This is a genomic window from Nonomuraea sp. NPDC050691, from assembly GCF_040654455.1.
GTDB lineage: Bacteria > Actinomycetota > Actinomycetes > Streptosporangiales > Streptosporangiaceae > Nonomuraea.
Window position 1 is genome coordinate 24493 of sequence record NZ_JBFAIA010000073.1, and the last position, 13178, is coordinate 37670.

12 protein-coding genes are annotated in these 13178 nt (G+C 73.4%); 10 read left to right on the forward strand and 2 right to left on the reverse strand.

What is annotated here, in order from left to right:
• Window positions 1-116 precede the first annotated feature (116 nt).
• Genes AB0H81_RS24690 through AB0H81_RS24700 form a run of 3 tightly spaced genes read left to right on the forward strand, consistent with a single transcriptional unit; the run spans window position 117 to window position 2560 of the window.
• The gene (locus tag AB0H81_RS24690) at window positions 117-713 is read left to right on the forward strand and encodes a DUF1707 domain-containing protein (protein ID WP_358378869.1); all 597 of its coding nucleotides are present in this window, start codon (window positions 117-119) and stop codon (window positions 711-713) included.
• 27 nt (window positions 714-740) lie between these two features.
• Window positions 741-1964, forward strand: coding sequence for a class I SAM-dependent methyltransferase (locus AB0H81_RS24695; RefSeq protein WP_358378872.1), 1224 nt, complete (start codon window positions 741-743; stop codon window positions 1962-1964).
• The gene (locus tag AB0H81_RS24700) at window positions 1961-2560 is read left to right on the forward strand and encodes a dTDP-4-dehydrorhamnose 3,5-epimerase family protein (RefSeq protein WP_358378875.1); all 600 of its coding nucleotides are present in this window, start codon (window positions 1961-1963) and stop codon (window positions 2558-2560) included. Before AB0H81_RS24695 ends, AB0H81_RS24700 begins: the two co-directional genes overlap by 4 nt.
• Before the next feature lie 15 nt (window positions 2561-2575).
• On the opposite strand, the gene AB0H81_RS24705 is transcribed toward AB0H81_RS24700, so the two are convergent.
• Window positions 2576-3682: a DegT/DnrJ/EryC1/StrS family aminotransferase gene (locus AB0H81_RS24705; protein WP_358378878.1), complete on the reverse strand. Its 1107-nt coding sequence runs from the start codon at window positions 3680-3682 to the stop codon at window positions 2576-2578.
• Window positions 3683-3876: 194 nt separating this feature from the next.
• Between AB0H81_RS24705 and AB0H81_RS24710 the strand changes: the two genes are divergently transcribed.
• Both AB0H81_RS24710 and AB0H81_RS24715 read left to right on the forward strand, forming a co-directional pair.
• Complete coding sequence (locus AB0H81_RS24710) at window positions 3877-5061, forward strand: macrolide family glycosyltransferase (RefSeq protein WP_358378881.1); 1185 nt, start codon at window positions 3877-3879, stop codon at window positions 5059-5061.
• Window positions 5061-6575, forward strand: coding sequence for a BTAD domain-containing putative transcriptional regulator (locus AB0H81_RS24715; protein ID WP_358378884.1), 1515 nt, complete (start codon window positions 5061-5063; stop codon window positions 6573-6575). Before AB0H81_RS24710 ends, AB0H81_RS24715 begins: the two co-directional genes overlap by 1 nt.
• A gap of 64 nt (window positions 6576-6639) precedes the next feature.
• Here AB0H81_RS24715 and AB0H81_RS24720 read toward each other — a convergent pair whose 3' ends face one another.
• Window positions 6640-8265 carry an FAD-dependent monooxygenase gene (locus AB0H81_RS24720; protein WP_358378887.1) on the reverse strand — a complete coding sequence of 542 codons (1626 nt, stop codon included), beginning with the start codon at window positions 8263-8265 and terminating at the stop codon, window positions 6640-6642.
• 155 nt (window positions 8266-8420) lie between these two features.
• Here AB0H81_RS24720 and fabG point away from each other — a divergent pair, with 155 nt between their 5' ends.
• The 5 genes from fabG to AB0H81_RS24745 all read left to right on the forward strand — a co-directional run.
• A complete protein-coding gene (gene fabG, locus AB0H81_RS24725) occupies window positions 8421-9173 on the forward strand; it encodes a 3-oxoacyl-ACP reductase FabG (protein WP_358378890.1) in 753 nt (250 codons plus the stop codon).
• A 37-nt stretch (window positions 9174-9210) separates the two neighbouring features.
• Window positions 9211-9501, forward strand: coding sequence for a phosphopantetheine-binding protein (locus AB0H81_RS24730; RefSeq protein WP_175601782.1), 291 nt, complete (start codon window positions 9211-9213; stop codon window positions 9499-9501).
• Entirely contained in the window at window positions 9498-9983 is a 486-nt protein-coding gene (gene fabZ, locus AB0H81_RS24735) for a 3-hydroxyacyl-ACP dehydratase FabZ (protein ID WP_358378893.1), read from the forward strand. Before AB0H81_RS24730 ends, fabZ begins: the two co-directional genes overlap by 4 nt.
• A 2-nt stretch (window positions 9984-9985) precedes the next feature.
• Entirely contained in the window at window positions 9986-11050 is a 1065-nt protein-coding gene (locus AB0H81_RS24740) for a glycine cleavage T C-terminal barrel domain-containing protein (RefSeq protein WP_358378896.1), read from the forward strand.
• Window positions 11051-11079: 29 nt separating this feature from the next.
• The coding region (locus AB0H81_RS24745) for a beta-ketoacyl-[acyl-carrier-protein] synthase family protein (protein WP_358378899.1) at window positions 11080-13178 on the forward strand (2099 nt) is incomplete at its 3' end.

The window sequence follows — 13178 nt, forward strand, 5'->3', positions numbered from 1 at the left end:
CCCTCAACCCCTGGCCGCCCCGCCCCTCACCCCAGCCCTCTCCTGTGCGCGGGAAGCCCGGCAGGATAGGGGTTCTGCGGTGGGCGGGCCCTTCGTAGCCTTCTAGGGTGGACGCCATGACCGATCATCGGGACGTGCGAGCCAGCGACCAGGACCGCGAACGGGTGGCGGAGACGCTGCGCGTGGCGGTGAGCGAGGGACGGATCACGCTGGAGGAGCTGAACGAGCGGATCGACCGGACCTATGGGGCGCGCACACTCGGCGAGCTCGACGAGGTCGTGGCCGATCTGCCGAGGGACGGATCACTGCCCGCGGTCCTCACCGCGGCCCCGGTCGCCGGCTTACCGGGGCCCGCCGAGCTCCAGCTCCACACGGGCAGCGGCAAGGTCGCGCAGGTGGGCCGCTGGGCGGTGCCCCGGCACATCAGCGCGAAGGCGGGCAGGTGGGGCACGGTGCGGATCGACTTCACCCTCGCCGACTGCCCCCACCGGGAGGTCCATCTCGACGTGGAGATCACCTCCTGGTTCGGCGACATCGTGGTCGCGGTCCCGCGGGGCTGGCAGGTCCGTGACGAGCAGGTCGTCCGCCGGTGGATGGGCGCCGTCCACAACCGCCCCCCGGCGCCGCTCGCGCCGGACGGCGTCACCGTACGGCTCACGGGCTACGTGCAGACCGGAGACGTCTGGGTGAGGTACCGCCGGTCGGTCACCTGAGGCCGGCCGCAAGCTGAGGAGGAACGCATGGCGTGCCGGATCTGTTCGGGCCGTCTCCACCAGTTCGCCGACTTCGGGAGCCAGCCGGTCTCGGACGCCTTCGTCACCCCCGGTGACACGGCCGAGGAGTACTTCTTCCGCCTGGCCGTGGGCGTCTGCGAGAGCTGCTCCATGGTGCAGCTCCTCGAAGAGGTGCCCCGCGAGCGCATGTTCCACGAGGGCTACCCGTACCTGTCGTCCGGCTCGGCCGTGATGCGCGAACACTTCTGGAGCCTCGCCGAGCGGTTCCTCTCCACCGAGCTGGCAGGTCACGACCCGTTCATCGTCGAGCTGGGCTGCAACGACGGCACCATGCTCCAGCGCGTGGCCGAGGCCGGGGTCCGGCACCTCGGCGTCGAGCCGTCGGGCGGGGTCGCCGACCTCGCCGCGGCCAAGGGCGTGCGGGTGCGCAAGGACTTCTTCGAGGCCGCCACGGCCGCCGCCATCCGCGACGAGGACGGGCCCGCCGACGTCGTCTACGCGGCCAACACCTTGTGCCACATCCCGTACATGGACTCCATCCTCAGCGGGGTCGGCACGCTGCTGCGGCCGGACGGCGTGTTCGTCTTCGAGGACCCCTACCTCGGCGACATCGTCGAGCGCGCCTCCTACGACCAGATCTACGACGAGCACTTCTACTTCTTCTCCGCCCGCTCGGTGCGCGGCATGGCCCGGCGGCACGGGTTCGAGCTGGTCGACGTCGAACGGCTGCCCGTCCACGGCGGCGAGGTCCGCTACACCCTCGCCCGGCAGGGGGCGCGGACGCCGTCACCGGCCGTGGCCGAGCTGCTCGCCGCCGAGGACGCCGCCGGCGTCAGCGACCTGGCCACGCTGCGCGCCTTCGCCGGCCGCGTGGCGCGCGGCCGCGACGAGCTGGTGGCCCTGCTCACCCGCCTGCGCGACGAGGGCGCCCGCGTGTACGGCTACGGCGCCACGGCCAAGAGCGCCACCGTGCTCAACTACTGCGGCATCGGCCCGGACCTCGTCACGTTCGTGTCCGACACCACCCCCGCCAAGCAGGGCAGGCTCACGCCCGGCTCGCACATCCCCGTGCGCGGCCCCGAGGCGTTCGCCGACCCCTACCCCGACTACGCGCTGCTGTTCGCCTGGAACCACGCCGAGGAGATCATGGCCAAGGAGGAGGCGTTCCGCGAGGCGGGCGGCACCTGGATCCTCTACGTGCCCGAGGTCCGGCTGGTCCGGGACCGATGAAGAACCTGACGGGCGAGGTCATGAGGCATCGGCGGCTGGCGGTGGAGGGGGCGGTCGAGTTCGCCCCCGAGGTGTTCCGCGACGAGCGGGGCGACTTCGCCTCGCCGTACCAGGAGCACGCCTTCGCCGCCGCCGTCGGCCGCCCGCTGTTCCCCGTCGCGCAGGTCAGCCGCAACGTGTCGCGGCGCGGCGTCGTGCGCGGAATCCACTACACGCTCGTGCCGCCCGGCACCGCAAAGTACGTCTACTGCCCGGCGGGCCGGGTCCTCGACATGCTGGTGGACCTGCGCGTCGGCTCGCCCACGTTCGCCCGGTGGGAGGCGGTCGAGCTGGCCGCCGACACCGCCCGCGCCGTCTACATCCCGCCCGGGGTGGGCCACGCGTTCGCGGCGCTGGAGGACGGCTCGGTGGTCTGCTACCTGCTGTCGCGCGAGTACCGCAAGGAGCACGAGCTGACCCTGTCGGTCTTCGACGAGGAGATCGGGCTGCGCCTGCCGGCCGGGCTCGGGCCGGTGGTGCTGTCCGAGCGCGACAGGCAGGCCCCCACGCTCGCCGAGGCGGCGGCGCGGGGGCTGCTCCCGGAACACACCCGCTGACCGGGCCCGGTGGCGTCAGTGCCGCAGGACCTCGCGCAGGGCGTCGACGACCTTGTCCTGGACGCCCCGCGGCAGCGACGGGTACATCGGCAGCGAGAAGATCTGCCCGGCCAGCTCCTCGGTCACCGGCAGGCTGCCCGGCCCGTACCCGAGGTGGGCGAAGCCCGACATGGTGTGCACCGGCCACGGATAGCTGACGTTGAGGTGGATGTCGTACGCCCGGAGCGCCTCGATGATCTCGTCGCGGCGCGGGTGGCGGACCACGTACACGTAGTGGACGTGCGTGTTGCCCGGGGCGGTGACCGGGAGCACGAGATCGGTGTCGCCCAGGCCCTCCTCGTAGCGGGCGGCCACGGCCCGGCGGTCCTCGACGTAGCGGTCGAGGCGGGTCAGCTTGCGGCGCAGGATCTCCGCCTGCACCTCGTCCAGCCGCGCGTTGTGGCCCGGCGTCTCCACGACGTAGTAGGTGCGTTCCATGCCGTAGTAGCGCAGCCGCCGCAGGTTCGCGTCCACCTCGTCGTCCGAGGTGATCGTCGCCCCGCCGTCGCCGTACGCGCCGAGCACCTTCGTCGGGTAGAAGGAGAAGGCCGCCGCCCGGCCCATCGACCCGGCCGGCCGGCCGTGGTGCAGCGCGCCGTGCGCCTGCGCGCAGTCCTCCAGGATCGCCAGGCCGCGCTCCTCCGCCAGCCGTTCGAGCGGGGCCATGTCCACGCACTGGCCGTACAGGTGGACCGGCAGCAGGCAGCGCGTACGCGGCGTGACCGCGGCCTCCACGGCCGCCACGTCCATCAGGTACGTGGCCGGATCGACGTCCACGAAGACCGGCGTCGCGCCCACGGCGTCGATGGCTACCACGGTCGGCGCGGCGGTGTTGGACACCGTCACCACCTCGTCGCCGGGCCCCACCCCGAGCGCCTGCAGGCCCAGCTTGACGGCGTTGGTGCCGTTGTCCACCCCCACGCAGTGGCGCACGCCGTGGCGGGCGGCGAACTCCTCCTCGAAGCGGCGCACGCTCTCGCCGAGGACGAGCTGGCCCGAGCGGAACACGGTCTCGACCGCGTCCATGATGTCGTCACGTTCGGATGCGTATTCCGGCAGATAATCCCAGACGCGCGTGGGCATCGGCTCTCCTTCTCCCAGGGTCCGGCCCAGGATAAACAGCGCCCTCCGGGCCGGAGGAACCCCTAGAAAAGGGGTCCGGATGAGGGGGCGGCTAGGGGTGACGCGGTTCGCCGAGGGTCATTTAGCTTGGCGATGGAGAAAGACCTCACGCGCACCAAGCCGAGAGAATTCACATGACACGGCATTATCTCTTCATGTGTCAGCCCGACCACGGTCATGTCATTCCGAGCCTCGCCGTGGTCGCCGAATTGGTTCGCAGAGGGCACAGGGTCACGTACCTCACGGGGGGCGGCATGGCGCCGCTGGTGGAGGAGACGGGCGCCGGCCTGCTCTGCTATGACTCGATCTACGCGGGGGCCGACCTGCGGGCGCTGGAGAGCGACCCGCTGGCCCTCGTCTCGCTCTTCCTCGACGAGAGCCGCGCGATGCTCGACGCGGCCGACCGGCACCTCGCCGGCCGCCCGGACCTGCGCCCCGACCTGGTCGTCTACGACCTGACGGTGCTGCACGCCGGGCGTGTGCTGGCCCGCAAGCTCGGAGTGCCGGCCACGCAGCTCATCCCGATCTTCGCCTCCAACGAGCACTACTCCTTCCTCGGGTCCGTCTACGCCGGCGGCGACGCCGACCCCGGCATGCCCGCCTGGGTGGACGACATGCTGGCCAGGACCCGGGCCCTGACGGCCGACCACGGCGTCGAGGCCGACCCGGCCGAGCTGTGGTGGGAGGTCCAGGAGTCCAGCCTGGTCAGCCTGCCGCGCTCGTTCCAGCCGGCCGGCGACACCTTCGACGAGCGGTTCGCGTTCGTCGGGCCCTGCCTGGGGGAGCGCGGCTTCCTGTCCGGCTGGGAACCGCCGGGCGACGGGCTGCCGATCGCCCTGCTGACCTTCGGCACGGTCGCCGCCGGCCGGCCCGAGCTGTTCCGCACCTGCGTGCGGGCCTTCGCCGAGCTGCCCTGGCGCGGCGTCGTCACCCTGCCCCCGGGCATGGACCCCGGCTACCTGGGGCCGCTGCCGCCCACGATGGAGGTGCGCCGCTGGGTGTCGCACGTTAGCGTGCTGCGGCACGCCACGGTCGCGGTCACCCACGGCGGCCTGGGCACCGCCATGGAGGCCCTGCACTGGGGCTGTCCCATGGTGGTCGTCCCCGCCACCCCGATCGACCGGGTGGCCGCGCGCCGCGTCGAGGAGCTGGGCCTCGGCCGGGCCCTCGACCCCGACGCCCTCACCCCCGAGCGGCTCGTCGAGGCGGTCCTCGCGGTCGCGGGCGACGAGCGCGTACGGCGTCGCGCGCAGACAATGCGGGGCGACATCCGCCGGGCCGGCGGCACCGCGCGAGCCGCCGACCTGCTCGAACGCCGCCTGACGGAGGTGATGGCCTGATGGGGCAACCGTCGTTCGAGTTCCGGGTCCTGGGGCCGCTCACGGTGCTCAAGGACGGCGCCGAGCTGCCCATGAGCGCCAACCGGGAGCTGGCCATCCTGGCCTGCCTGCTGCTCAACGCCAACCGGGTGATGAGCGTCGAGCGCCTGATCGAGGCCGTCTGGGCCGGGTCGGCGCCGCGCAGCGCCTGGCGGCAGGTCGCCATCTGCGTCTCCCGGCTGCGCCGCACCCTCGGCGCCGGGGTGATCGAGACCTCCAGCCCCGGCTACCTGCTGCGGGCCGCCCCGGACAGCATCGACTGGGTCAGGTTCAAGGCGCTGGTCGGGCAGGCGCGCGGCCACGCCGCCGCCGGGCTGCGCGAGCAGGCCGTCCAGGTGCTGCGCGAGGCGCTCGCGCTGTGGCAGGGCAACCCGTTCGAGGACTTCCGGGGGCTGCGCTACGACGTGGCCCGGATGGCCGAGTCGCGGCTGGAGGCGCTGGAGACGTGCCTGGAGCTGGAGATCGAGCTCGGCCGGCACCACCAGGTGATCCCCGAACTGCTCGCCCTGGTCGCCGAGTCGCCGTTCCGGGAACGCGTGCGCGCCCAGCTCATGCTGGCCCAGTACCGCGCCGGCCGCCGCGCCGAGGCGCTGCGCACCTACCAGGAGACCCGCCGCTACCTGCTGGACCAGATCGGCCTGGAGCCGGGCCCGGCGCTGCGGCGGCTGCACGAGCAGATCCTGCGGGACGAGTCCGCGCTGATGAGACCCCCCGCCCACCGGAGCCTGCCCGGGCAGGTCGTGCCGTGCCAGCTCCCGCCGCAGGTGCTCCCGTTCGTGGGGCGCGAGGCGGAGCTGGAGGCGATGAACACCGCCCTGCGCCCCGACCCGGAGGTCGCCGTCCCGGCCGTGACGGTCCTGAGCGGGCCGGTCGGCGTGGGCAAGAGCACGCTGGCGCTGCGGTGGGCGCACAGCCGGATCGACTGGTTCCCCGACGGCCAGCTCTACGCCGACATGGCCGAGCTCACGGCGGAGGACGGCGGTCATGTGGCCGGGCCGGCCACGTCGGACGGTGCTCGCGGGGACGGGAGGGGCGGGGGCGGGCTGGACGCGGTGCTGGACCGCTTCCTGCGGGCGCTGGGCGTCGCCGGGGCGGACCTCCCGGCCGGGCGGGCCGAGAAGCTCGCGCTCTACCGGAGCTGCACGGCGCGGCGGCGGCTGCTCGTGGTGCTGGACGGCGTCCGCGACGGCGAACAGGCGCGGGCCCTGCTGCCCGGAGGCGCCGGCTGCCGGGTCGTCATCACCAGCACCGACCCCCTCGACGACCTGGTGGCCCGGCAGGGCGCGCACCGGGAGTTCCTGCGGCCGCTGCCGGAGGCCGAGGCGCGGGAGCTGGCCGACCTGCTGGTGGACACGGCGGTCGGGGCGCAGGCGGTGTCCGAGCTGGTGGCCACCTCCTGCGGGAGCCCCCTGTCGCTGCGGCTGGGCGCGGCCCGGCTCCAGTCCCGCCGCCCGGCCCGCAGCGGGTACGGCTGACGGTTCTCCCGTTGAGTGCGCGCCGCCGTCCCGTGACGAGGGTGCAGGCGCGGGTGAAGGGGGGTCAGGGGGTGCGGGACAGGATCGTGGCGAGGGCGGCGGACAGGGCGGCGGCGGAGGCGGGGCCGTCGGCGTGGCGCCAGCCGACGTGCCCGTCCGGCCGCACCAGCACCGCCCCACCGGCCTCCAGTCCGTACTCCTTGGCCCACGTGGGAGAGGCGAACGAGCCGTGCTCCGTGCTCCCGGGCCCGCCGGCGGCGTCCGTGGCGACGATCTCCACCGCCGCCACCGGGACGCCCATACGCGCGGACGCCTCCTCCGCCGCGCCCGGCCAGCCGGCGCCGGCCGCAGCCAGCAGCGTGAAGCCCGGCCCGAGCAGGTCGAGCGTCGAGACGGGGCCGGACGGGCCCGACAGCCAGACGTGCGGCGCCCGGTGGCCCGGCCGGGCCGTCGGCACGTACGTGCGGTAGGGGTCATCGGGCGCCGGGGCGGGCGTCCCGTCCGGAACCACGGCCGCCGAGTCGTAGGGGAAGCCCAGCACCAGCCCCTCCGAGCTGCGCCGCCCGGCCTGCTGCTCGATGGCCTCCCGCATGGACAGCCGCCCTTCCATCATCTGGAAGGTGATGAACGCGTTGTGCAGGCTCTCGTCCACGGTACGGGCGGCGACGGGACGGCGCTCGGGCTCGTACGTGTCGAGCAGGGCCGGGCCGGCGGTGCCGCGCAGGACGGCGGCGAGCTTCCAGGCGAGGTTGTGGGCGTCCTGGATGCCGCAGTTCATGCCGAAACCGCCCTGCGGGGTGGCCACGTGCGCGGCGTCGCCCGCCAGGAACACCCGCCCCGAGCGGAACGAGGCCGCCACCATGGCCTGCTGCAGCCAGGGCATGACGCCGAGGACGGTGACCGGCAGGTCCGGGACTCCGACGGCCCCGCGCACGGCGGCCAGGCAGACCTCCTCGGTGAAGTCGGCCGGGCCGCCGCCCTCCTCGGGCTCGTAGCCGGTCTGCACCATCCAGCGCCGCCGGTGGTCGACGGCCTCCACCGCGCACGGCGGGTCGGTGAGGAAGGACAGCGCGGCCCGCCGTTCGGGGGGCAGGAAGCTCAGGTCGGCCTCGAACATGATGCTGATCATGTGGCCGAGCGGCGGCGGCCCCTCGGTGGCGATGCCCAGCTCCTCGCGGATCCCGCTGCGGCTGCCGTCCGCCGCCACCAGGTACGCGCAGCGCACGAGCGTCTCGCCGGACGCGTCCGACACGACCGCCTCGACACCGCCCGGCGTCTCCCGGAATCCGGTCATGGCCGCGCCGTACCTGACCTCGGTGCCCGGCCGCGACTCGGCCCGGCGACGCAGGATGACCTCCAGGATGTCCTGCGAGCACAGGAACATGTAGGTGGGACTCTGGGGAGCGTCCCGGCGCAGCGCGGCGGCCGACCTGACGAAGTCGTCCGCGGTCAGCGAGCTGCCGACGCCCACCGCGAGGAACTCCTCGCGCGGCATGCCGGCGCGCTCCACCTCGTCCTGGATCCCCCAGGCGCGGAAGATCTCCATCGTCCTCGTGGTGACGAGGCGGGCCTTCGGAAAAATTGACGTGCCCTCATGTTTTTCGACGAGCAGCGTCGATGTCCCGTACCGGGAGAGCTCGATGGCGGCGGAGAGGCCGACCGGGCCGCCCCCGACAATCAACACTTCCACGTCGAGGATTTTCATGGCGCCAGCGTCATTCATCGCCATTGTTCTGGTCAATGCGCGGATAACCGGGTGATACAGCCGTGATGTCAGGGCTTAGTAGCTTACTGATTGAAGATCCGGATAAGCCGATCCGCGATTGTCTCAATTCCTGGAGACGGATGATGCTTTTCGCAGAGGGCTCCGTGGCCGTGGTGACGGGCGGCTCACGCGGCATCGGCCGGGCCGTCGCGCTGGACCTGGCCCGTGAGGGCGCCCACGTCGTGGTCAACTACTCCCGTTCCGGGAGCGACGCCAAGGACGTCGTGTCCCTGATCGAGGAGGAGGGCGGCAGCGCGAGCGCCGTGCAGGCCGACGTGACGGACGAGGAGTCCGTACGGCGGCTCTTCCGCGGCGTGCGATCCGACCACGGCCGGCTCGACGTCCTCGTGACGAGCGCCGGCATCACCCTGGACCGCTACCTGCTCACGATGAGCCTCGACCAGTTCCGCGCCCCGGTCGACACCAACCTCATCGGCACGTTCCTCGCCTGCCGCGAGGCGCTCAAGCTCATGCAGCACCAGCGCCGCGGGGCGATCGTGACCCTGTCGTCCTCCAGCGGGCTCGACGGGGGCTTCCCCGGCCAGACCAACTACGTGGCGTCCAAGGGCGCGATCATCGCCTTCACCCACGCGCTGTCCAACGAGGCGGCGCCGCACGGCGTGCGGGCCAACGTCGTGGCGCCCGGGTTCGTCGCCACCGACATGACCCGCAAGGTGCCCTCGGAGATCAAGAAGCAGTACGAGTCGCGCATCATGCTCGGCCGGATGGGCCGCCCCGAGGAGATCGCCTCGATCGTGAGCTTCCTCGCCTCCGACAAGGCGTCGTACATGTCCGGCTCCGTGGTGGTCGCCCACGGCGGCGGCCTCGGCTGAGCCGTCTCCCCTTCCCCCCCCGTTCAAGGAGGACCAGATGACGATCGACGAGCTGCGCGCGCGGGCCGCGGAGCGGCAGCAGACCTGCAGCCAGATCAAGAAGATGATCGTGTCGCGGCTGGACCTGGAGATCGACCCCGACTGGATCACCGACGACCAGCCGCTGTTCGGCCGCGGCCTCGAACTCGACAGCCTCGACGTGCTGGAGCTGTACGTGGCCATCGAGGCCGAGTTCGGCGTCGCCCTCTACGACAGCGAGATGGCCGTCTTCGGCTCGGTGTCGCGGCTGGCCGAAGAGGTCAACCCCGCGCTGCGGGCGTCGGCATGACGCTCGCCGAGGCGCCGCCGGCGGGGGAGACGGTCAACGGGCTGACCCACGACCAGGTCCGCGCCGTCCTGCCGCACCGCTGGCCGATGCTGCTGCTCGACCGGGTCGGCAAGGTCGAGCCCGGCGTCAAGGGCACGGCCGTCAAGAACGTCTCCGGCACCGAGCTGTGGTTCCAGGGCCACTTCCCGGGCGAGGCCGTCCTGCCCGGCATCGTGATCACCGAGGCGCTGGCCCAGCTCGCGGGCGTGGTCTTCGCCCTGGCCGGGGCCAGCGAGATCAGCTACCTGGCCGGGGTCAGGTCGATGCGGTTCCGCCGCCCCGTCGTCCCCGGCGACCAGCTCACGCTGACGGCCGAGCGGACCGGCGGCGGGGCCGGCTTCGCCGAGTACCGGGTGTCGGCCCGGGTGGACGGCCAGGTCGCCGCCGAAGGAAACCTGACGATCGCCGACCCGTCCCGTCAACGTCCCGTGCGAAAGGTGTGAACATGGCAAGCGTCCTCGCGTCCGCGCATCCCCAGGAGACCGTCTACGGCCAGGTGGGCGACGTCACCGTCCCGCTGCGCTTCTCCTCCCTGGACGAGGAGTACAAGGTGCTCCGGGAGCGCGCCGCGGTCCTCGACCTCGGCGGCCACGGCCTCATCGAGATCACCGGCCCCGACGCCGTGGCCTTCGCCCAGCGCGTCCTCGCCCGCGACGTCGAGTACCTGACGTCCGACCGCTGCATGATGTCCCTCCTCCTCGACGCCGGCGGCCAGGTCGTGGACCAGGTCCTCGCCTTCGGCCGCGAGGACGGCATCCTGCTGGAGAGCTCCTGCGGCGCCGGCGCGCGCCTGCTCGCGCACCTCCGCGCCAACAACGACGAGGGCGTCGAGATCACCGACCGCTCCGGCGACCTCACCGTCCTCGGCCTCGAGGGCCCGTACGCCTGGGGCGTCGTCGGGCGGCTCATCGACGCCGAGCTGGCGTCGCTGCCGTTCGAGTCGGTCGTGGACACCACCTGGAACGGCGCCGACATCGTCTTCGCCAGGACCGGCTTCACCGGCGAGTACGGCTACCAGATGATCGTGCCCGTCGAGCACGCCGCCGACCTGTGGCGCCAGTCCCTGGAGCACGCCCAGGCCGCCGGGCAGGAGGCGCTGGAGCTGGCCATGCTGGAGGTGCGCCAGCCGATCCCCCGCCACGAGGTCACCGAGGGCGCCACCGTCGTCGAGATCGGCGCCAACTGGCTGGTCGACGTCACCAAGGACGAGTTCGTCGGCCGCGAGGCGGTGCTGGCGGCGTTCGAGGCCGGTGGAGGGCGGCGCACCGTCGGCTTCTCCGGCGGCGCGGGCGTGCCCGCGCCCGGCACCCGCGTCTGGGTGAACGGCCAGGACATCGGCGAGGTCGTCCACGCCGTCCACAGCGTCGGCCTCGGCGCCACGCTCGGCCTCGCCCGGGTGGACCAGGACCTGGCCGCCGCCGGTCTGGAGCTGACCGTCGCCGGGACCGAGGTCACCACCCTGACCAGCCCGTACATCGTGCCCAAGAGCTGGAGCATCCCGATCATCTGATCGCCCGGTGCGCCGAGAAGGAGACAAACATGGCGCTGCGGCCCGTCGTCGTCACCGGCCTGGGCATCATCTGCGCGGCCGGCCGCGACCCAGCCGAGTTCTGGCAGCGGCTCACCACAGGTCAGGGCGGACTCACGCCGGTCGAGGACGAGGCGTTCGCCGTGTTCACGGCCCGGCACGCGGGCCAGGTGCCCGACGAGTGGATCGCCGGCCAGCTCCCCGGCTCCGACACCTCCCTCGACCGCACGGCCCGGCTCGCGCTCGTCGCGGCCCGCCAGGCGATCGGGATGGCCGGCCTGACGGCCTCCCAGGTGGAGGCCGAGCGGTTCGGGATCATCCTCGGCAAGTGCCAGGCCACGCCCGACGCGGCCGGCCGGTACCAGCCGATGCACCGCACCCAGGACGTGGTCGCCGAGCGGCTCGGCCTGCGCGGGCCGCGCATCCTGGTGTCCACCGCCTGCGCCGCCGGAGGCAACGCCGTCGGCCTGGCCAAGGACAAGATCCTCACCGGTGAGGCCGACGCCGTCCTCGCCGGCGGGGTGGACCCGCTGCTGTTCGGCACGTACGCGGGCTTCGCCGGGCTCCAGGCCCTCAGCACCGGCCCGTGCCGCCCCTACAGCCACTCCGACGGCCTGAACCTCGGCGAGGGCGCCGCGTTCCTGCTGCTGGAGCCGCTGGACCTGGCCCTCGCCCGGGGCGCGGTCCCGCTCGCCGAGGTCGCGGGCTACGGCCTGTCGGCCGACGCCTACCACGCGACCGCCCCCGACCCCACCGGACGCGGCGGCGCCAGCGCCGTCCGGCGGGCGCTCGCCGACGCCGGACTCACGCCCCGCGACGTCCAGTACGTCAGCGGGCACGGCACCGGCACCCCCGCCAACGACGCCATGGAGGCCAAGGTCATGCGCCTGGTCTTCGGCGAGCGGGCCGGCCAGGTGCCGACCAGCAGCATCAAGTCGTTCGTCGGCCACACGCTGGGCGCCGCCGGAGCCGTCGAGGCGGTGGCGAGCGTGCTGGCGCTGCGGCACGCGACGGCCCCGCCGACCATCGGCTTCGACGAGGACGGCCAGGGCCGGGCCGGCGACCTGGACTTCGTGCCCACCACGGCCAGGCCGATGCCCATCGGCACCGTCGTGTCCAACAACTACGCCTTCGGCGGCAACAACGTCTCCCTGGTGCTGACCCGGCCCGGGGAGCCCCGCCCGTACGAGGAGCTGCCGCGCCGCGAAGCGGTGATCACCGGGCTCGGGCCCGTCACCGGGGCCGGCACCGGCGTCGCCGAGATGACCGAGGCCGTCCTGGCCGGCCGGCACGGCGCCGGGCGGGCCCCGTCGCTGGAGGGCCGGACGTTCGCGCCGCGCTCCCTGTGGCGGCACATGAACCACCTGTCGCGCCTGGCCATCGCCGCCTCCCGGCTGGCCTGGGAGGACGCCGGGCTCAAGCTGCCGCGCAAGGACCTGGACGACGTCGCGCTGATCTTCGCCACCGGCGCCGGGTCGGCCGAGAGCACCGGCGGCTTCGACGAGAGCATCGCGGTCAACCCCAACAAGCCGGCCGTGCTCAGCTTCTCCAACGTCGTGCTCAACGCCACCGGCGGCGCCGTCTGCCAGACGCTCGGCCTGCGCGGGCCGACCACCACGATCTGCAACGGCGGCGCCTCGGCCTCCATCGCGCTGGACTGCGCCCTGGAGCTCATCCGGTCCGGCAAGGCCGAGGTGGTGCTCGTGGTCGCCGCCGACGAGACGCCCGGCACGGCCGCCCTGGACACCGACGACCTTCCGGTGCCGTCGCCGTACGACTCCGGGTCCGCCGGGGCGGTGCGCGGGTCGGCGGCGGTGGCGTTCGTCGTCGAGTCGGCCGAGCACTGCGCCGCCCGCGCCGGCCGGCCGTACGCCAGGGTGCTGGGCACGGGCCACGCGAGCGGCGACGCCGACGCGGTGGCCCGCAGCCTCGCCCGCGTCTCCGCCGCCGCGTCCGGCTCGCCTCCCTCGGGGACCTCGGCCGCCGCGTCCGGTCCGGTCTCCGGCAGCGCGTCCGTCCAAGACCCGGCTCGGCGACGCCGACCAGCTCGACTACCTGCGCGCCGAGGGCCTGGCCAGGCAGCTCGCCCCCCTGCGCGCCTCGGCCAACA